The organism is Pectobacterium aquaticum (genome assembly GCF_003382565.3).
Classification (GTDB): Bacteria; Pseudomonadota; Gammaproteobacteria; order Enterobacterales; family Enterobacteriaceae; genus Pectobacterium; species Pectobacterium aquaticum.
Genome location: NZ_CP086253.1, coordinates 610,683 through 629,815, shown reverse-complemented (window position 1 = coordinate 629,815; position 19,133 = coordinate 610,683). Strand labels below are relative to the sequence as shown.

At 49.5% G+C, this 19,133-nt stretch carries 14 protein-coding genes and 3 pseudogenes; 9 read left to right on the top strand and 8 right to left on the bottom strand.

Going from position 1 to position 19,133, the window contains the following annotated elements; translation table 11 throughout:
* Positions 1–53: 53 nt before the first annotated feature.
* From ubiA to DMB82_RS02925, 4 genes and pseudogenes are all read right to left on the bottom strand, one after another.
* Complete coding sequence (gene ubiA / locus DMB82_RS02940) at positions 54–917, bottom strand: 4-hydroxybenzoate octaprenyltransferase (RefSeq protein ID WP_102117235.1); 864 nt, start codon at positions 915–917, stop codon at positions 54–56.
* A 34-nt stretch (positions 918–951) separates the two neighbouring features.
* On the bottom strand, positions 952–1,461 hold the full coding sequence (gene ubiC / locus DMB82_RS02935; protein ID WP_102117234.1) for a chorismate lyase: 510 nt from the start codon (positions 1,459–1,461) through the stop codon (positions 952–954).
* Positions 1,462–1,666: 205 nt separating this feature from the next.
* A pseudogene (locus DMB82_RS02930) lies at positions 1,667–1,857 on the bottom strand (IS1 family transposase); the annotation flags it as partial.
* Between the two features lie 327 nt (positions 1,858–2,184).
* Positions 2,185–2,691, bottom strand: coding sequence for a TIGR00645 family protein (locus tag DMB82_RS02925; protein WP_228400041.1), 507 nt, complete (start codon positions 2,689–2,691; stop codon positions 2,185–2,187).
* Positions 2,692–2,995: 304 nt separating this feature from the next.
* On the opposite strand from DMB82_RS02925, the gene rhaT reads away from it, so the two are divergent.
* The 4 genes and pseudogenes from rhaT (at position 2,996) to DMB82_RS02905 (ending at position 6,955) form a co-directional block, all read left to right on the top strand.
* The gene (gene rhaT / locus DMB82_RS02920; protein WP_116163685.1) at positions 2,996–4,030 is read left to right on the top strand and encodes an L-rhamnose/proton symporter RhaT; all 1,035 of its coding nucleotides are present in this window, start codon (positions 2,996–2,998) and stop codon (positions 4,028–4,030) included.
* 426 nt (positions 4,031–4,456) lie between these two features.
* The gene (locus DMB82_RS02915; RefSeq protein ID WP_102117231.1) at positions 4,457–5,071 is read left to right on the top strand and encodes a YagU family protein; all 615 of its coding nucleotides are present in this window, start codon (positions 4,457–4,459) and stop codon (positions 5,069–5,071) included.
* A 318-nt stretch (positions 5,072–5,389) separates the two neighbouring features.
* Positions 5,390–5,622 (top strand): annotated as a pseudogene (locus tag DMB82_RS02910) (IS1 family transposase); the annotation flags it as partial.
* Positions 5,623–5,845: 223 nt separating this feature from the next.
* Positions 5,846–6,955, top strand: coding sequence for a DUF3375 domain-containing protein (locus tag DMB82_RS02905; RefSeq protein ID WP_228400040.1), 1,110 nt, complete (start codon positions 5,846–5,848; stop codon positions 6,953–6,955).
* Here the strand turns inward: DMB82_RS02905 and DMB82_RS02900 are convergent.
* A protein-coding gene (locus tag DMB82_RS02900; RefSeq protein WP_116156697.1) for an IS3 family transposase occupies positions 6,952–8,465 on the bottom strand; the annotation gives its coding sequence in 2 pieces (ribosomal slippage) (positions 6,952–8,012 and positions 8,012–8,465; 1,515 coding nt in all). The genes DMB82_RS02905 and DMB82_RS02900 overlap by 4 nt on opposite strands.
* A 47-nt stretch (positions 8,466–8,512) precedes the next feature.
* Here DMB82_RS02900 and DMB82_RS02895 point away from each other — a divergent pair.
* From DMB82_RS02895 to DMB82_RS02875, 5 genes are all read left to right on the top strand, one after another.
* On the top strand, positions 8,513–8,959 hold the full coding sequence (locus DMB82_RS02895) for a DUF3375 family protein (RefSeq protein ID WP_228400039.1): 447 nt from the start codon (positions 8,513–8,515) through the stop codon (positions 8,957–8,959).
* Positions 8,960–8,964: 5 nt separating this feature from the next.
* Positions 8,965–9,714 carry a DUF4194 domain-containing protein gene (locus tag DMB82_RS02890; RefSeq protein ID WP_189338658.1) on the top strand — a complete coding sequence of 250 codons (750 nt, stop codon included), beginning with the start codon at positions 8,965–8,967 and terminating at the stop codon, positions 9,712–9,714.
* Positions 9,711–11,141, top strand: a complete 1,431-nt coding sequence (locus tag DMB82_RS02885; RefSeq protein WP_208644336.1) for an ATP-binding protein — start codon at positions 9,711–9,713, stop codon at positions 11,139–11,141. The genes DMB82_RS02890 and DMB82_RS02885 overlap by 4 nt, the downstream gene beginning before the upstream one ends.
* A 510-nt stretch (positions 11,142–11,651) precedes the next feature.
* Positions 11,652–12,998 (top strand): SbcC/MukB-like Walker B domain-containing protein, encoded by a 1,347-nt coding sequence (locus DMB82_RS02880; protein WP_208644338.1) that lies wholly within the window; start codon positions 11,652–11,654, stop codon positions 12,996–12,998.
* Position 12,999: 1 nt separating this feature from the next.
* Positions 13,000–14,139 carry a DUF3322 domain-containing protein gene (locus tag DMB82_RS02875; RefSeq protein ID WP_102117227.1) on the top strand — a complete coding sequence of 380 codons (1,140 nt, stop codon included), beginning with the start codon at positions 13,000–13,002 and terminating at the stop codon, positions 14,137–14,139.
* 47 nt (positions 14,140–14,186) lie between these two features.
* On the opposite strand, the pseudogene DMB82_RS02870 reads toward DMB82_RS02875, so the two are convergent.
* From DMB82_RS02870 to DMB82_RS02860, 3 genes and pseudogenes are all read right to left on the bottom strand, one after another.
* Positions 14,187–14,422 (bottom strand): annotated as a pseudogene (locus DMB82_RS02870) (transposase); the annotation flags it as partial.
* A gap of 209 nt (positions 14,423–14,631) precedes the next feature.
* Entirely contained in the window at positions 14,632–16,581 is a 1,950-nt protein-coding gene (locus DMB82_RS02865; protein ID WP_116164009.1) for a methyl-accepting chemotaxis protein, read from the bottom strand.
* 651 nt (positions 16,582–17,232) lie between these two features.
* Positions 17,233–18,810, bottom strand: a complete 1,578-nt coding sequence (locus DMB82_RS02860; protein ID WP_102117225.1) for a methyl-accepting chemotaxis protein — start codon at positions 18,808–18,810, stop codon at positions 17,233–17,235.
* Positions 18,811–19,133 lie beyond the last annotated feature (323 nt).

Genomic DNA, 19,133 nt, shown 5'->3' with positions numbered 1-19,133 from the left:
ACCATAAAAAAAGCAGCGAGAAATCGCTGCTTTTTTGTCTCTATCGGTTCGACCTACAGGCCAAACAGCACACCAATAAATATTGCCATACCTGCGTATTTATTATTGTGAAAGGCTTTGAAACAGGCATCACGCTCGCGCCCAGCGGTCAGGATTTGCTGATAAACAAACATCCCCGCAGTCACCAGCAGCGAAATAGTGTATGGCGTTCCTAATCCGGTGGTGATGCCCAAAGCCAGTAGCAACGCCAGCATACTAAACTGCAGCAACCCGATGATGATATTGTCAAAACGACCAAATAGGATCGCGGTGGATTTCACGCCGATCTTCAGATCGTCATCACGATCCACCATCGCATATTGGGTATCGTAGGCGACCGTCCAGCAAATATACGCTAAAAACATCATCCAGCAGCTCGCCGGCAGGCTTTCACTCACCGCGGCATACGCCATCGGGATCGACCAGCCAAACGCCGCACCCAGCACAAACTGAGGAAGATGGCTGACCCGTTTCATAAACGGGTAAACCCACGCCAGAATCAGCCCCGCAACGGACAGCCAGATCGTCATTTTATTCAGCGTCAGCACCAAGCCAAACGCCAGCAAGACCAGTACGACAAACAGCACTTTGGCCGCTCGCTCACTCACCTCACCGCTGGGCAAGGGGCGAGAAGCGGTACGTTTTACATGGCCGTCAAAATGGCGATCGGCATAATCATTGATGACGCAGCCCGCCGCACGCATCAAGAAAACACCAGCGACAAAAACAAGCAGCGTCCACGGTGCAGGCGCTCCCCCACCCGCCAGCCACAGCGCCCATAGCGTTGGCCACAGGAGCAACAGAGAACCTATCGGTTTATCAATCCGCATCAAGCGGCAATAAGCCAGCCATTTCCCTGCTGTAACACTTCTTTCCAAGGATTTATCTCCCCAAATTACCTGCCAACCTTCATCACCGGCTGAAATAAATCGGTGATTCCGGTAAGAAAAGCTCAGTCAACAGTAACGGATAACCCGAGACACAGAGGCGGGAGCGCCGCGCCCATAAGCCTTCACTGCATCCGGTATGGATATAGTCACGCGTCAGCGCCTTTTGCCCAAACAGGTAGCGGCCTAGCGGCTGATTACCTATTTTCGTCAGGGCTGAATCCGTGCCGTCGAGCGTTTGTTGCGGAACAATGGTTCGGCCAAAAAGCCAAGGACGATCGCCACCATACAGCACCACCTCACGCAGCCAGTAACGCTCACTGTACGGCAGTTGTTCGCGTTCTTCACCCAGCGCCTGTGGCGTAATGAATCTCTCACTACACAGCGTGGTCTTCAGTTGGGCACAATATTTTTCAAGTCGCCGCGTCATGGAGCCGGTTTCCATCAGCCAGTCACCAATGTGCTCAGGTAATACCGAAGGGGGCTCAGTAAACCAGGAAATAGAGCGCAGAAGCGTAGACGCATCGTCAGACATTGTCCCTACTCCGAACAGGGTTGTTTTGAATAAAAAGGTATTCGTAAATAAAGTAACTCCGCCATTGTAGCGCAGAATGCTTCCCCCGATAACAGGCTATAAACGCATTCATCAACGATACAGCAACATTTCAGCAATGCCGCGCATAAAAAAAGCACCACCCAGTCTCGCGACCAGATCGTGCTCTTTGGGTAATACTTCCAAATTAGTAAAACATATGTTTTTCAATGAACGCCCCGATGACTTTTTCATGCAATTCAATCGAGCGTGAGAAACAGAGTATTTTCCGGGCCAGACGTTTAATGCACGTCCTCAATATCAGGTTGTTACGCTCAATACGTTGAGTGAGATTTTGCCTACCAGATGTTTATCCTTGGGCATTTCTCTGGCATAGCTGGCGTTTTTAAAGCTAGTTGTCACCATTGACCATTTTAAGCGGGCTGTTTTTCAAATTTCATTATCATCCCTTTGTCTATCCCTTTTCTTTTGATTAAACGAACACCACCAAGAATAATGACTTACCTTGTTATTCTCATGTATTACTCAGGTAGTTTCTATACACGTGTGACTATCTGCCCGTAATGGTAACAGACTCTGTCGAGTGCAAAACTCGCCGCCAGCAGCGGCAAGCGGTCTGGGCCGTCACAAATCGCATGTTGGCGCGCCGTGCGGGCGCTGAGCCAGAATCACACGGCGGTTAATTTGATCGGTTTGCGGCGTTCATTATGTCGTTTTGCTTTTTTTGTAACGCGACATGCGAACCCGATACCCCATGACCAGTGCAGGCAGCACAAACGTCAAATGGATAATCACATACCACATCAGCTTGTTATCCGGAATATTACGGGCATCCATGAACACGCGCAGCAGATGGATCGACGAGATAGCGACAATCGAAGCGGCAACTTTATTTTTCAGCGAGCCGGAGTCCATCTTACCGAGCCAGTTCAGCTTTTCTCTGCCTTTAGAGATATCCAGCGCCGAGACAAAGTTCTCGTAACCGGACAGCATCACCATCACCAGCAATCCGCCGACCAGCGTCATATCGATCAGTGACAGCAGCACCAGCACCAAATCGGCTTCAGCAATATCCAAGATATTAGGCAGGACGTGGAACACCTCCTGGAAAAACTTGATCGCCAGGGCCAGCAACCCCACCGACAGCCCAAGATAAACTGGGGCAAGCAGCCAGCGCGATGAATACATCAGATTCTCAATAAAACGTTCCATAATTCACTATATGCAGGTGGAAAAGAGGGAAATAATAGCGAAAAGTCCTACTGTGGTGTTAATCAATTCTTGAGCAGAATGCCCTGTCGTGCACTCAGCGATGATTTCCGCGTTTTGTGATCCGGCCTGCACTCACCTTCAAACCGATGCCGTCCTTCTGTTGCTCGTGGCACGCATCTGAAGGCTCACCCTTTTTCACCTCCCTACACTGTCTAGCGCCAGCAGGTCTGGCAGCAATCATACACTGCACTCTACATTCAGGGCCGAATACAGGCTTACCACAAAATAAAACAAGGGGTTACGCATGAGCAATCCTATTTTGCTTGGTATTTTCTGGCATTTCATCGGAGCGGCCAGCGCGGCCTGCTTCTATGCGCCGTTTAAGCAGGTCAAAAACTGGTCGTGGGAAACCATGTGGTCACTAGGCGGATTTTTCTCGTGGATTATCCTGCCTTGGAGCATCAGTTGGTGGCTACTTCCTGATTTTTGGCGTTATTACGGTTCGTTCGATATGGCGACCCTACTCCCCGTTTTTCTCTTCGGCGCGATGTGGGGCATCGGCAATATCAACTACGGCCTGACGATGCGCTACCTTGGCATGTCGATGGGCATCGGTATCGCCATCGGCGTAACGCTGATTATCGGCACACTGATGACACCCGTCCTGCAAGGTAAGTTCTCCATTCTGTTTGGCTCAGCGGGGGGACGCATGACGCTACTGGGCGTGCTGGTCGCAGTCATTGGTGTCGCCATTGTCAGTTATGCCGGCTTACTGAAAGAGCGTGCGCTTGGTATTCGTGCAGAGGAATTCAACCTGAAAAAAGGGCTGATCCTGGCCGTGATGTGCGGCATCTTCTCCGCAGGCATGTCCTTTGCAATGGATGCCGCGAAACCCATGCACACCGCGGCACAAACGCTGGGAATCAATGCGCTGTATGTCGCACTCCCCAGCTACGTGGTGATTATGGGCGGTGGTGCCATCGTCAATCTGGGTTTCTGCTTCATCCGTTTGGCAACCTGCAAGGGGATTTCATTAAAAGCCGATCTGGCACAGGCCAAACCATTACTGATTTCCAACGCGCTCTTCGCCATTCTGGGCGGCGTCATGTGGTATTTGCAGTTCTTCTTCTATGCTTGGGGACACGCCAACATTCCGGCTGATTACACCTACATCAGTTGGATGCTGCACATGAGTTTCTACGTACTGTGCGGTGGCATCGTCGGCCTGCTGTTTAAAGAATGGAAAGCCGTTGGTCAGAAGCCAGTACGCGTGCTGGTTCTCGGCTGCATGGTCATTATTCTGGCGGCGAATATCGTCGGACTAGGAATGGCCGTGTAAGCGCCTTATCATCGCGTTCGGTGCCACCAAAGCGAGTACCGGACGCGATGGCATTACCCTTGATGCACGATGCATAGCTGGATGCGCGTCTGCGGATACATCGCGTTGGCGAATTACAAAAATTTATGTACAGGGTTGAATCCGCCCTAAACTATTTTTTATCGGCTATTTATTGGTGAGTTGTATTCATTTCTCTCGTAATAAATATACATTTTGTATACTTTATTGAATCTTTTTTCAATTTTTGAATAAAACCTTCACAAAAAATCAACCTATGTCATCATTTTGCTGTGTGATAAAAATTTAAAACCACATTGCTAATAACAAAATATGCTAGAGAGATTGTTCGATATATCAATTAACCTCTTTATAAGTACATGATGTCTATGTAAGACTATAACCTTTAATGGTTAGATTGGTAAAAAAATGAACTTTTTTGAACAAACACCTCCATCTCGGAGACGCTATGGATTAGCTGCTTTTATTGGTTTGATTGCAGGCATTGTTTCATCTTTCGTAAAGTGGGGGGCAGAAAATCCGCTTCCTCCACGTAGCCCCACTGATATGTTCACCAGTGCTTGCGCACCTGAATCACTGATTAGAGCTGCCGAGCACATTGATTGCTCTCGTAATTTTCTTAACCCTCCCTACATCTTTTTACGCGATTGGCTTGGGGTTGTTGACCCTAATTCGGCGGTTTATACCTTTGCCGGCCACGTATTTAACTGGGTTGGTGTGACGCATATTATTTTCTCTATTGTTTTTGCTTTAGGTTATTGCGTTGTTGCGGAAGTATTTCCTAAAATAAAATTATGGCAAGGTCTGTTTGCTGGTGCGCTGGCTCAACTGTTTGTTCATATGATTTCCTTCCCATTGATGGGGCTTACGCCATCTCTGTTTGTTCTCCCTTGGTATGAGCATGTATCAGAAATCGTGGGCCATCTCATTTGGTTCTGGTCTATTGAGATTATTCGTCGTGATTTACGTAACCGAATGACTCACGAACCGGATCCAGAGATTCCTTTGAGTGCTTCACGATAGGCTGTGATTTTATTTTAGATAATGTGAAATAGTGCGATGCTTATTATTTAAGTGTCGCACTATAAATTAGCTTTGAAATAAATTAGCAGTAAAAATTGAAATTAATTCCATAACGCCTTGATGTCCTCTCAGGGCGTTTTTACGTCCTTGACCATAAAACATACGGCAATGACTCCAATTAGTTGAATTGAGGTATACCGCTCGCTTTTGAGGTTTTCTTATGGCCAGCGTCACTGTTCATTGTCCCCGGTGTCAAAGCGCAAATTACCGAAATGGCCTTCAACGGAGCGGGCGTCTGGGATACGGCAAGGATACTCATTGGCACTCCTTACGTCGTTCAGCATTGGCATGATAACCAGCGATGAGTGGGCCGCTATGCCAGAGAAGCACCGAAAGATAAGCATCTGACGGGTAAAATCTTTACGCAGCGCATTGAGCGTAACAACCTGACTCTCCGTACCCGAATCAAGAGGCTGGCTCGCAAAACGATTTGCTTCTCTCGTTCAATAGCGCTCCACGAAAACGTCATTGGAGCCTTCATCGAAAAATAGATGTTCTACTCATTGTAGACATTACCTTCACATTCAAAATTGAACTCATAGCATACAGATTCCAGTATTTTTTCATCGATCTTGAAGAAAGTAACTGAAGAAAAATTTGCGATGAAAATCAAAAAAAATAGGTGAAGTTATGGAGAAAAAACACAACGAAGAATTATCTTAGTCTATGGATCTCAACTCACACTGCACACTTTCGCTTTGAAGGTTTTTTGACATGGAAGAAAACACAAGGCAGCGTACGGAAAATTATATTTCAGCAAAAAACCAGCATCCAGCCTGGATACTTCTTGCTACCCGCCGTTCCCCGCTGGTATTGAGTTGCCTGAAAACGCTGTTTGAAAAATCACATGATGGTATCCCCCTTGAGGAAGCTATTCAGTCTCTTACCGGCATTCTTGTCGAGCATGTGAGTCAGGAACAGTATGAAATTAATCAGGAAAATCCGTCTCTTCAGGCCAGCCGTGAACTGCGGGAATGGATTAAACGCCGTTTAATTGTCGAACGGGATGGACGTATCTTCGCCACCGATGCGCTTGAGGTCGCCATTACGTTTGTTGAGTCTCTGGATAATCGTTTCATGACCTCTACGGCTTCCCGTTTATCCATTGTACAGCGAGAAATTGAAAACCTGGAAACCCAGCTTAATCCTAATCAGGCAAGCCGGGTTTCAACCTTACGTCGTCGTATTGCCGAACTGGAACGTGAATTACAGGAGGCAGAAGCCGGGCATATTGAAGAGCTGGAAACGCATCAGGCGGTTGAACATATTCGTGAGGTCTTCAATTTAGCTTCCAGCCTGAGAGCTGACTTTCGCCGCGTTGAAGACTCCTGGCGCGAGGCAGACCGTGCGCTTCGGCAATCCATTATTGGTGAGCAATATCATCGCGGCGATATAGTCGATCGCCTACTGAACGATCAAGACGCGCTGCTTAATACGCCGGAAGGAAGAGTCTTCGACAGTTTTCAGCAACAGCTACGCCAGTCAGCTGAGTTGACGGCAATGAGCGAGCGACTGCGCGTAATCCTTAGCCATCCTTCTGCTTCCGATGCACTCAACCGTCTACAGCGTTACGATTTGCGCTGGCTGGTTAAACGCCTGGTCAATGAATCGCAAACCGTACTTCAGGCACGTGCCCGTAGCGAGCGCGATGTCCGCGGTTTTATGAAAACGGGTCTTGCAGTTGAACATCACCGTGTTGGTCATCTGCTTAATGAATTTCTGAATCAGGCGTTAAAGCTCGACTGGCAGCGCCAGATGATTCGAAAACAAGAGGTTCCTCTTCCCGGTAAGTGTCAAGGTAGTTGTCACCCCTGGTTAAGTTAAGCGGCCTGTGTTTCCCGCTCCGGATTCAGTGTTACCGGACCTTCCGACTGCCAGTTTCTCGTTTTGCCTGACCAGCGCTCCGGGTGCGCTTTCTGTGCCGTCCGGTACAGGTCATCACGCTGCTTCAGCAGGACATTATCTTCGCCACGGTGACGCTGTCCCGGCGTCACATATCGTATCCCGCTGTGACGATGCTCTTCGTTGTACCAGCGGGTAAATTTATCCACCCACTGACGAGCTTCAATCAGCGTTCTGAACCCCGACGACGGCCACTGTGGAACATATTTCAGTGTCCTGAACAACGACTCTGAATATGCGTTATCATTACTGACACGGGGTCTGCTATGAGACGGCGTGATATTTAGCTCATGCAGTTTCATCTGCAGGGTCTGTGATTTCATCGCTGCCCCATTATCTGCGTGCAGTACCAGTGGCTGACGCCAGCATCCCTCACGCATCACACTGCGTTGCATTAACGCTGCTGCCTGTTCGCCACTTTCCGTTTCATGCACTTCGTAACCCGTGATTTTCCGGCTGTACAGGTCGATTATCATATACAGATAAAACCAGCGACCGCGCACTACCGAAGGTAACCAGGTGATGTCCCAGGACCACACCTGGCAAGGCCCGGTTGCCGTGAATGTTGTCGGAACTGATACCTTTTGTTGCCGTATCTGACGCCCCCTGCGATGCACTTCACCTGACCGCCGTAGTATCCGATAAAACGTTGACTCACTGGCAAGATAAAGACCTTTATCAGCCAACCGTGGCACAATTTGGGACGGTGGAAGGCTGGCATATTCCGGTTCATGGCAGACATCCCTTATCCTGCTTTCTTCCTCAGCACTCAGTTGGTTAAGCGGTACCGGCCTTATCGCATCGGGTCGCCGGTCACGGGAAGAACGCTGCCAGCGACGCAAGGTCCGCAGACTCAGATTGACTTCACGACAGGCAATCATCAGCCGTGCGCCCGATGCTACCGCTTCATTGATCCAGATGATGAACTGTTTCCGTTCATCTTCCGGCGTCAGTCGTCCTCGTCGGTTTCCCCGTAGTAGTCCGTGAGCTTTTTTCGCAGTACCAGTATGGCAGCCGCCTCCGCAAGGGCTTTTTCTTTACGGAGAAGCTCTTTCTTTAGCTGTTTGTTTTCTTTCTGACTTTGCTTTAAGGCTGCTTTATCACCGGGATTTTCAGTTTGCATAAACCCCTGTTTCCACTGAACAAGTTGCTCCGGATAAAGTCCTTTTTTACGGCAATATTCTGCTACTTCGGCCTCACTGAGCGTGGCCGTTTCGACTATCACGGCAAAGCGCGCTTCTGGTGACCACTGGTCTGTTGTTTTCTCTGCACCGGGCACGGGTTTTCCCTCTGATTTGGCCTGATTACGCCAGTTATAAAGGGTAGCTTCGGATATTCCTTCCATCTGTGCAACAGCAGCAACGGTCATATTGTAGGGGGGTAGCAGTTTTGCCAGTATGCTGGCTTTTCGTTCAGGGTAAACACGTTTCATTTGTCATTCCATCACCCTCGGTTTCTTTTTCATAGAGGGTGACAACTATGCTGACACTGAGGGTTCCTGCCGTTGGTGTGGCGGTAACGGGTATCCCCGCTATTGAACGCTTACGTTTTAAAGAAGTGGATGACGAAGCAGAACAGACATTGGATCTCAGTAACCATGCCGCTGATTTAACACAGATTGGTGATGATTTCTGGGATGCTTTTAATGGCCTCGATCGTGATGCGTTGATTCAGCAGACATTGTTGCTTCTGGCAAAAGAAAATCGTCCCGTTGGTCTGGCTGAACTGGCGGCGTTGTTGCCCCCGGTTCACGATCTCGAAACGTTCACCGTCTGGATTGGTATGGCGAGAGAAGCGGGTATTGAGGTTATTGATTCACAGCGCGAATTTGCTGAGCTTAGTGATGGGGAGGGGCGTCGCTGGCGATTTAATCTGCCCACTACCGGTCTGGAAAGTCAGGCGTTAATGGATATTGATTGGGAGTAGTAGGTATGGCGGGCTTTTTTGACAAACTGATTAACCGGAGCGTTACCGCAAATGCAGGCGGCGAACCGGAACCATTGGACGAAGAGGTTGCTGATTCGTCGGTTGAGGAAACGGCAACCAGTAGCGAAATGCGAACACTGAAAAAAATACGCGAAGCGACTCAGGAATTGCTCAAATACGGTTTGTTGGAAGAGGCCGGTAAACCCAATCTGTACCGAGTCTTACTTACTCATCCGGAAGAGGTTACCCGCATTCTGGAACCTCTCGATCTGGATATCGGCATTGATGAGATCCGTGGTCTGCTGTATGTCAAAGTCAGGCCTGATGAAACGCCAGAGCAGGATGAATGGTCACACCCTCTGGTGAGGCGGCAACGGCTTAACCTGGAACAATCATTATTAGTTGCCATACTGCGCCAGCATTTTGTTGCCTGGGAGCAAGAAAGTGGAACCGGTGCAGGCCAGGCGCAGATAGCTATCGACGAGCTCCTCCCCCAGCTCCAAATTTACCTTGGCGATCCGGGGAGTGAATCAAAAGAACGCACCCGACTGCTTACCTTGCTGGATCAATTAAAAGGGCATGGGCTGGTCACATCGCCGGATGCGCATGAGCGCATCGTGATTCGTCCGATCATTGCCCATCTTGCCGATCCGATTAATCTTCAGGCATTACTGGCATGGCTGCGGGAACAGATTGCCCAGCAAACCTCCCCGGATAACGCGTCAGAAAAGGATAGCAGTGAGGAGGATGTATGAATCAGGTGTCTCGTCTGGCGGGGAAGGAATCTTTCATTCTTACCCACATCGAGTTGTTCAACTGGGGCGGTTTTCATGGATTGCATCAAGCCACAATCCACCAGGAAGGAACTGCCGTTATTGGCCCAACTGGGAGCGGAAAAACCACGCTGGTCGATGCTTTAATGACTCTGCTTTGTGCCAATCCTCGTTACAATCTAGCTTCAACCGGTGGGCATGAAAGCGACAGGGATCTTATCTCCTACGTGCGCGGTGTATCCGGTCCCGGTGATGGCGGTGAGGGGCAATCGCATATTGCCAGACCGGGTAAAACCGTGACCGGCGTTGCCGCTACGCTGGAACGTGAAGGGCAACAGGTGCGCCTGGGGGCGTTGCTGTGGTTTGATTCCACCAGTTCCAGCGTGACGGATATGAAAAGGCTTTGGCTGTTCAGCGATAATCCTGGGCAGACGCTTGAGCACTGGCTGAACGTTTACCATGACGGCGGTACACGATTGCTGAGGCAAATGGAAAAAGAGGCGACCGGAATTTGGATATACCCAAATAAAAAACAGTATCTGGCGCGCCTGCGGGATTTCTTTGAAGTGGGGGAGAACGCATTTACGCTGTTAAATCGGGCGGCAGGGTTAAAACAACTCAACAGTATTGATGAAATTTTCCGTGAGCTGGTATTGGACGATCATTCTGCCTTCGATCGCGCAACGGAAGTGGCCAATAGTTTTGATGGTCTGACTGAAATTCATCAGGAGCTGGAAACGGCGCGCAAACAGCAGCAGTCCTTGCAACCTGTTGCCCTGAGTTGGGATAAGTACCAGAAGCAGGAGCGACAACTTGCTGACAGGAAGGTACTGGAATCGTTGTTACCCATCTGGTTTGCACAACAGGCAAGTCAGCTCTGGCGGGAAAAGATTAATCGTCTTGACGCCGAACTTGGCGAGGCAGAAGCCAGCGAAGCACGGTTACAGTCACAGCTTGAGCTGCAAAAAAAGGTGGTTGCTGATTGTATGCAGCGTTATTACCAGGCTGGTGGCGCAAACATTGATGATCTTAATGATCGCATCAAGGACTGGCAAAAAAGGCTTGGCAGTCTAGAGACTCAGGCGCACCAGTATCAACAGTTGACCCGCAATCTTGGCTTGCCGTCTGACCTGAGTCAGCTTCAACTGGAGGCGAATCAGCATGAAGTCGAACGACGGCTTGAGCAGCTTGCCGGTGATATAAAGCTGAAAGAAGAAGAACTGTATAAAAAAAGCGCGCTCAGCCATAACATTACCGTAGAACTTCGCGAACGAGAAACTGAACGCGCTGAGATCGCGCGTCGTCCGGGCTCTAACCTCCCTGCAAATTATCAGACGTTTCGCAGCGATCTGGCAAAAGCGTTGAACGTTGATGAGTCTGAACTGCCTTATATCGCTGAACTGATCTAGGTTAAACCGGAAGAGGCGCAATGGCGCGGTGCGATTGAGCGCGCGGTTGGGAGTAACAGATTGCGTATTCTTGTTTCGCCAGAATCGGCACAGGAAGCGCTGCGCTGGGTCAATCAGCGCAACAATCGTCTGCATGTGCGGCTACTGGAGGTCAAATTACCTCACTCTCCCGCCCGGTTTTTCGATGATGGCTTTACCCGCAAGCTGTTGTGGAAAGAGCATCCGTGGCGAGAGGCTGTTAAAGCATTGCTGGCAGAAAGCGACAGGCATTGTATTGATAGCCCTGAACAGTTACGTGACACGCCTCATGCTATGACGGTTCAGGGGTTAATGTCCGGTAAACAGCGTTTTTATGACAAGCAGGATCAGAAACGTCTTGATGAAGACTGGTTAACGGGATTCGATAACCGCGATCGTCTGAACTTCCTTGCCAAAGAAATTGCCGCGCTCCAGGAGCAGGTTAAAACCGCAAGCGAGGCATTTGAGTTTGCAAAAGGCGAGGTCGGACTTTTGCAAACTCAGGCAATTTCATTCCAGAAAATACAACAGATTGATTTCGATAACATCGATGTTCACGCCGCAAAGAGCCAACTGGAAGCGCTCAAGGAGCGGCTGGAGAATCTGAACCATCCGGATTCCGACGCCAGCGTGGCAAAAGCAAAACTTGATGAGGCTCAAACGGTTGAATCTGAAATTGATAAGCAGCTCAGAGCCGCCAATAAAGTAACTAACGGGCTGGATACGGAACTCATCTCAGCCCGTGCCGCAGAACGCAAGGCCCACCAAACTGCGCAACAAGGTATGCAGGATGAAGAGCGAGAGTTGTGCGCGTCACATTTTCCTGCGGTGACTCTGGATCAACTGCCTAACATTCAAGATCTGGAACGTCAACATGAGCGGGCAATTCAGCAAGAAATTGAGAGTGTTAAACGTGAACTGCACCGATTGAACATTGAGTTGACCAAACGTATGTCTGAAGCCAAACGTGTGGATACAGGGGCACTCGCTGAGGCAGGGGCTGATTTGGACGATGTTCCTGTTTATTTACAGCGTTTGCAGGAACTGACCGAAGAAGCACTACCAGAAAAGCTCAGCCGTTTCCTTGACTATCTGAATCGTTCATCTGACGACGGCGTAACGCAACTGCTCAGCCACATCGATCATGAGGTGCTGGTGATTGAAGAACGCCTCAACGAACTCAATGAAACCATGTTCAGGGTGGACTTTCAACCGGGCCGCTACCTGCGTCTGGATACGAAAAAAGTTGTCCATGAAAGCCTGCGCACGCTTGAGAAAGTACAGCGTCAACTGAATACCGCCCGGTTTGTTGATGATAACGGCGAGAGTCATTATAAGGCCTTACAGGTGTTGGTGGCGCAACTACGGGATGCCTGTGAACGACATCGTACACTCGGGGCGAAAGCGTTGCTGGATCCGCGTTTTCGTCTAGAATTCGCTGTATCGGTGATGGATCGTCAGAGCAGAAGCGTGATTGAGTCACGTACTGGCTCACAGGGCGGTAGCGGCGGAGAAAAAGAGATTATTGCTTCTTACGTGTTGACCGCTTCACTTAGCTACGCGCTTTGCCCTACGGGGAGTCGTTATCCGCTTTTCGGCACCATTATCCTTGATGAAGCCTTCTCCCGTAGTTCCCATGCTGTGGCAGGCAGGATCATTGCTGCGCTTAAGGAATTTGGCCTGCATGCGGTATTTATCACACCTAATAAAGAAATGCGTCTGTTGCGTGACCACACCCGTTCGGCGATTGTCGTCCATCGGCGGGGTCAAGATTCGAATATGGCCTCGCTAAGTTGGGAAGAGCTTGAACAACACTACCAGCGAAGGGAGAACGTGTAGGATGTATTCTCCTGATGAGCTGCGTAAAAAGCTTTCCCGACAGTGGGACAATGCAAAACTCCGGACTGAACGCTTACTGCCACCCAGTAACTGGCCGCTCTGTCTGCCCATTGGAAAACCTTCCGCTAGGCTATTCGCAGAGCAAACCCAGTGCATTTTGCAGCACGTGCAGTTATGGCGGCAAGTCGAGGTTGGGCATGTGGATTGGGAAGATGTCAGCTATCGGGCGAGCGACACGCCAGTATCAATGCCGTTACGCTGGATCTTGAATAGCCCTTCTGAGTGGATCAAGGCCGCGTCGGATCCGGTAGTGAGTCGGGAATTCCGCTTGCTGGAGGGCATTATTGAGCATGTCGATCCCATTTTTCATCCGCTGTTGGTCGGTCATCGTTCTCTCTGGCGGCACAAAGATCCACAGGACATTATCAGCGCAGCCAGGCTTGCCTGCCAATTAACACCTGGCTGTGCAAAAGGGCTGCCGTTAAGGCTACTTTCCGGGCAAGGTGTGGATACCAAATTTATCGAGAATAATATTTCGTTATTAACCCGACTGCTGGACGTGCGTTTTTCAGGAGAGGCCAGCGAGCAAGGATTAACGACTTTTCTTGGTGCTTTCGATGAGTCTAGCCATTGGGTTCTGGTCGTGCCGCTATCGCCCGGCTTGCTTCCTTTTAAAAAATGCCGGGTGACGACGGCTGAACTGGCGGAAACGATATTGACTGCGTCACGTGTGCTGGTCATTGAGAATGAGCAATGTCTTCATCAACTCCCCGTGCTATCTGACACTATCGCTATCCTTGGGTGCGGACTTGATGTGCAATGGTTATCCAGCTCTGTTTTGGACGAAAAACACGTTGCCTATTGGGGGGATATGGATAGCTGGGGGCTACTAATGCTAGCGAGGGCTAGGTGTTGTCGGCCAACTATTGATGCCATACTCATGAACCGCGAACTGTTTGATAGGTATGCTATTCATAGTGCTGTTCCTGAACCAATAAAAGCACAGGAAGCAATACCTGATGGCTTGATTAACGAAGAAGCCGATTTTTATCGCTATTTAACCAGTTCGCCGTGTGGTCGTCTGGAACAGGAGTTTTTGCCTGCAAGGGTCGTTGAAGAATCGCTCAAAGCGTGGCTTTAAGTGGGGGGGCAAGTCTTTGTCCACTATCAGGGCGTCCGCATTTGTGGTTAACATTTAACCACTGACGTTAATCCAGCCATAAGAACTTGCACCAAGAAAACAGGTTTCATCATGCAGCGTTTCTGTTTCATCGGCACGCTAACCTTGGTTGGTTCGGCTCTGAGCATGTTAAGCGCCATGCGCCTTAACCCTGCCAGGTAGCAGCGTTTTCTCGGTAAATCTGGCAAGCATCCTCTCGCATACTGACATCTAAAATCCAATGCATGGACTCGATGCCCCAGTGGCTCGAATAGCATCTTTCATGGCTACTCCTCAAAAGAGGAGCATAAGATCACAGTCGACTCGTCAGGTCAATGTTGACGTCGAATTGGGCAAAAAACGTTCATGACCTTGCCCCGGGGATATACGGGATGTATCGTCTAAATAATGAGGTGGAGCCGAGCTGTACCGCCCGGCTAAGAGAACTGAAAGTATCTACTGTCGGTCTATGCTCTACCTCGCTAACAGCGCTTGTCGCAAAGTCTGCTGCGGTGCGCTGTCCTCAACCTTGAAGCGGCTGACCAGCGATTCCATTTCAATCGCCTGTTCATCCAGTAACTGGCTGGCAACGGAAGCCTGAGAAACCAGCGTCGCATTCTGCTGCGTGACCATCTCTAACTGGCTGAGTGCTTCGTTAATTTGCGCAATGCCCAGCGATTGCTCATCGGTGGCGACCGCGATTTCATTTACCAAATCGCGCACTTTACGGGTGCCAGTGACAATATCGTTAATCCCTCGATTCGATTGGTTCACCAGCTTCGTCCCTTCACTGACGCTGGCAATACTGTCGGCGATGAGCGCGCGGATTTTGCCCGCTTCGTCTGCACTGCGCTGCGATAGCTGACGAACCTCTGCGGCGACGACAGAGAACCCGCGGCCATGTTGCCCCGCTCGTGCGGCTTCAACTGCCGCATTCAGCGCCAGTAGGTTGGTCTGAAAGGCAATGGCATCAATGGCGGAAACCACTGCATTCACGCGTTGGCTAGCATCCTGAATTTTTTCCATCGCGCCGCTGGCGGATTCGGTAATGGTTCCGACGCGGTGGGCCTGATCGTCCACCTCTGTCGTCAACTGGCGTGCTTGTCCGGCAAAGTCGGCGGTTTGTTTTACCGTGGCGGTAATCTCTTCCATGCTGCTGGCGGTTTGTACCAGCGAAGCGGATTGCTCTTCGGTACGCTGCGCCAGATCCTGATTGCCATTGGCGATCTCGCTGCTGGCTTGTCCGATCGTCTGTGAGCTGCGTTTAATACTCACCACCATATTGGCGATGTTTTCCAGTGAGGCGTTATACGCCTGATTCAGTTGTGACAGTTCATCGGTTCCCGGCACGCGCAGGCGACGAGTAAGATCCCCACCCATCTCGCGAATGGTCGTCAGCGTTTGTTGAAGCTGCTCGTTGATACTGCGTATGATCATGAAAGCAAGGCCGAGCGCCATGAGTAGAGAAACCAGCACACCGACCAGATAGCTAATCCACGACTGGCGGGCCTTGGCGGCTAAGGTATTCACCTGTGTCGTCAGGTCGTTGGTGGCAAGCTGTTCAACCTTTTTCAACTCATCGATTTTTGCCGTTTGTTGGTTAAACCACTGAGTAGCATCGATATCAAAATTACCGCCAGGAGAGGTGATGGCCTTGTTGCGCATCTGAAGTGCGCTTTGTGCAGAAGGATTGTTGAGAGCCTGTTCAAAAGCCCTGCGCAACTCGGGATTGGCGAACATGTTATAGGCCGTGGTGTAGGCCTCTCCTTTGCCAACCATTTGGTTCAGACGTTCAAACATGCTGGGAGCAAAGCTATTGGCAGAGAACGTGTTGGAAAGCACCGCGCGTTCAAGCCCGGCCTGCTCTTTGACGTTCAGCAGGTTGTAATAGGCTGCCAACCGCTGGGCAATACTGCCGTCGCTAACCATATGGGTCATATCCCCAACGATACTTAGAAGATTGCTGACCGCGTCGGAATAGTAGCCAATGGCTTGGGCGACGGGTATCGATATGCTATCGACACTGCGGCGATGTTCCCCAAGCTGATGTATTTTTTGGGTGACGCGATCGAGTTCTTCGCTGACGGCATCCCCAAGCTCCGCGCGGCTCAGGTTTGCGGCGGTTTGCTCAAGCACCTGCTGTGCCCGATCGGTGGCTTGCCGCTGCGTGGTAAGCTCTGGGCCAAAATTTTTCCCCTTACTGCCAAAATAGCCTGCGCTCAAGCCGCGCTCACGCTGTAATTGGTGAACGTACTCGCCTGCATCGCGCGCCAGTGTGATGAGTTTCTCCATACGGATCATTTCATTTTCTATGTTGCGGCGTTCCATTACGCCGGAAAAACTGAACCAGAGGAGGGCGAGGATGGGCGGGAGAAGGGCAAGAATGAACTTACTACGGATCGAGATGTGATGAAGTGATTTCATAGGTGTGCTCCATAGTCTGCAAGTAGTTCGTTCCTGACATGTGCAGTTTGCAAAAATAGACAAGGGTTTATTCTAGTTTCGGCCTAATAAGAGAATGGTTTAGCGCTGACGCCATGCTTCACTTAAAAAAAACCATGTCTATTTTGTTTACCACCCTGTCAATAATAATATATTGCTTATTATTTAATTGTTTATATCTTTTTTTTCTCTTTTTTTACAACAAGATCGTTAACTTATACTACATCTAAGGTGGTATTTTTTTGCTGCTGTATCGGTATTTTTACAGTTTAGATTACGGTGAACAGTATTGTGATGTTAATCAGTGAAATCAGGGTAAGAAAGACAGCAATCCTGAATGTATGGCGAAAAGGTTTCATCGGGGGGGCTGATTCGGCAGGCCTTGTCCGCACCATCGATTTCAGTGCTTCGGCGGCTTTATTAGCCCGAAACTCCTGCCAGAACCGCAGCAGGCCGCTCAGGTTCACCAAGGATGATGATCACACCAGCACGTGCGGCGTATTGTGCCGTTATAGGGGAGAGGCTTGGAAGGGCTTTTATCAGAAACAGCCGTTATCAGAAGCAATAGAGCTCAGAAATAGTACTCAGAAATAGGTGTCAGCCCCGCCGAGTCGCCAGCGGGGCTGATGAGCATTAATGAATTCTCAGCGTGTGATCTTGATTAACTTTGAAGAAACGAACGGCATCGCGCAACTGCGCACCCTGTTCGGTCATGGATTGTGCGGCCATGGCAGATTCTTCAACTAGCGCGGCGTTCTGCTGCGTGACGCGATCCATCTGTTCTACCGCCACGCTGATCTCTTTGATGCCAATGTGCTGTTCGTTCGAAGCCTGCGAAATTTCTGCCACGATATCCGTCACCTTTTTCACCGACTGCACAATCTCCGACATCGCCTGACTGGCTTTGTCTGCCCGTGCGGAGCCATCGGTGATTTTCTCGACGGTGCCTTCGATTAGTGTTTTGATCTCTTTGGCGGCGTTGGCGCTCTTCTGTGCCAGCGTCCGTACTTCGCCAGCCACAACGGCAAAACCTTTCCCTTCACTGCCCGCTCTGGCTGCTTCTACCGCTGCGTTCAGCGCAAGGATATTGGTCTGGAAGGCAATACCTTCAATTACGGCGATAATATCGACGATCTTCTGTGAACTGTCGGAGATTTCATGCATCCGTTTGAGCATGTCGTCTACGATAAGCCCACCCTGAGAAGCCGTTTCTGAGGTTTGCTGCGCCAACTGGCTGGCTTCTTTGGCGTTATCTGCGTTCTGTCGCACGGTATGCGTCAACTGCTGCATATTGGCCGAGGCCTGAATCAGCGAGGCTGCTTGCTCTTCGGTACGCTGTGACAGGTCGCTGTTGCCCTGAGCGATCTCGTTGGATGCCAGCGAGATGGATTCACTGCCGCTCATGATGGTATGCACGATGCTCATCAACTGCTGGTTCATGTAGTGGATTGAGGCAAGCAGGCTGCTGTTGTCCCCTTGGCGCAGGTGGATTTGCGCTGTCAGATTACCGGAGGCAATCTCAGTCATGATTTCTTGTGCGTAATGTGGATCGCCGCCGAGTTGACGAGAAATATTACGTGAGATGATGGTCGCGATAGCAATGGTTGCCAGCAGCGCCAACACCAGTAGCCCCCAAACATAGTATTGTGAGGTGCGGTATGTGCTTTCCGCGCTGTCTACGATCGCTTTGGTTGTCGCGATTTCCATCTCGACGAGTTTCGCCAGATCTTTCATGAGTTGGCCGCGATACTTGCCAGAGCTTGCTCCACTTATTTTACTGGCTTCTTCCAAATCGCCCCGATTCACGATGTCAATCAGCGTGGCGTTGACGGAGTTGAAAGCAGAGAAGTTTTCGCCAATCACCTTGATCAGTGCTTTTTTATCCTCAGTGCTGGCAACGGTTTGGTAATTCTTAAACGCCGTCATGAAGGCATCAGCATTTTGCAGTAATTCTTTACGGTGACCTTCGCGTTCCTCGGGGGTTTTTGAGTCAATATACTGTACTTGCTGTAAACGTGTTTCAGACAGTACACCGCGCATTTCCAGACTATATCGCACGCCGGGGAGGCTACTGCTGCTTAATTCATCAATACGACTATTGTTAATACTAAGCTGTAAGAGTGAAACTACGCCTAATAGCAACATCATAACTATCAGGACGGAAAATCCGAGTAACAATTTGGAAAGCACTGTGAGTTGAGAGAATTTCATCGCTATTCTTATTGATTATAGATAGAAGGTAGTAGTGATAACGGCAAAGAAAATAAGATCTTTATAATATGTAATTCGATAAAGAGAGGTTGGCGAATAAACAGGATTTAACAACAACAATATCAACAACAACAAGATTAAATCCTGTTAATTTTAATATTTTAATAAATATTTCTGTTTTTAATGTGAGAGGTGGGTATTTCACAAATAGAGAAAATAAAATGTGACCGCCATCAATAATCGATAATTATTCATACCGTTAAAGTCACGATTATAAGTAACAGGATTCATTAGTTAAATGACACATTATTTCTTTTTATAGC

What these genes read in the sequence shown, in the direction of transcription:
- ubiC (WP_102117234.1), bottom strand. Translation starts at nt 1,461, where the DNA reads ATGTCTGACGATGCGTCTACGCTTCTGCGCTCTATTTCCTGGTTTACT.
- DMB82_RS02860 (WP_102117225.1), bottom strand. Translation starts at nt 18,810, where the DNA reads ATGAAATTCTCTCAACTCACAGTGCTTTCCAAATTGTTACTCGGATTT.
- DMB82_RS02905 (WP_228400040.1), top strand. Translation starts at nt 5,846, where the DNA reads ATGGAAGAAAACACAAGGCAGCGTACGGAAAATTATATTTCAGCAAAA.
- DMB82_RS02915 (WP_102117231.1), top strand. Translation starts at nt 4,457, where the DNA reads ATGAACTTTTTTGAACAAACACCTCCATCTCGGAGACGCTATGGATTA.
- DMB82_RS02865 (WP_116164009.1), bottom strand. Translation starts at nt 16,581, where the DNA reads ATGAAATCACTTCATCACATCTCGATCCGTAGTAAGTTCATTCTTGCC.
- rhaT (WP_116163685.1), top strand. Translation starts at nt 2,996, where the DNA reads ATGAGCAATCCTATTTTGCTTGGTATTTTCTGGCATTTCATCGGAGCG.
- DMB82_RS02890 (WP_189338658.1), top strand. Translation starts at nt 8,965, where the DNA reads ATGGCGGGCTTTTTTGACAAACTGATTAACCGGAGCGTTACCGCAAAT.
- DMB82_RS02885 (WP_208644336.1), top strand. Translation starts at nt 9,711, where the DNA reads ATGAATCAGGTGTCTCGTCTGGCGGGGAAGGAATCTTTCATTCTTACC.
- DMB82_RS02925 (WP_228400041.1), bottom strand. Translation starts at nt 2,691, where the DNA reads ATGGAACGTTTTATTGAGAATCTGATGTATTCATCGCGCTGGCTGCTT.
- DMB82_RS02875 (WP_102117227.1), top strand. Translation starts at nt 13,000, where the DNA reads ATGTATTCTCCTGATGAGCTGCGTAAAAAGCTTTCCCGACAGTGGGAC.
- DMB82_RS02895 (WP_228400039.1), top strand. Translation starts at nt 8,513, where the DNA reads ATGCTGACACTGAGGGTTCCTGCCGTTGGTGTGGCGGTAACGGGTATC.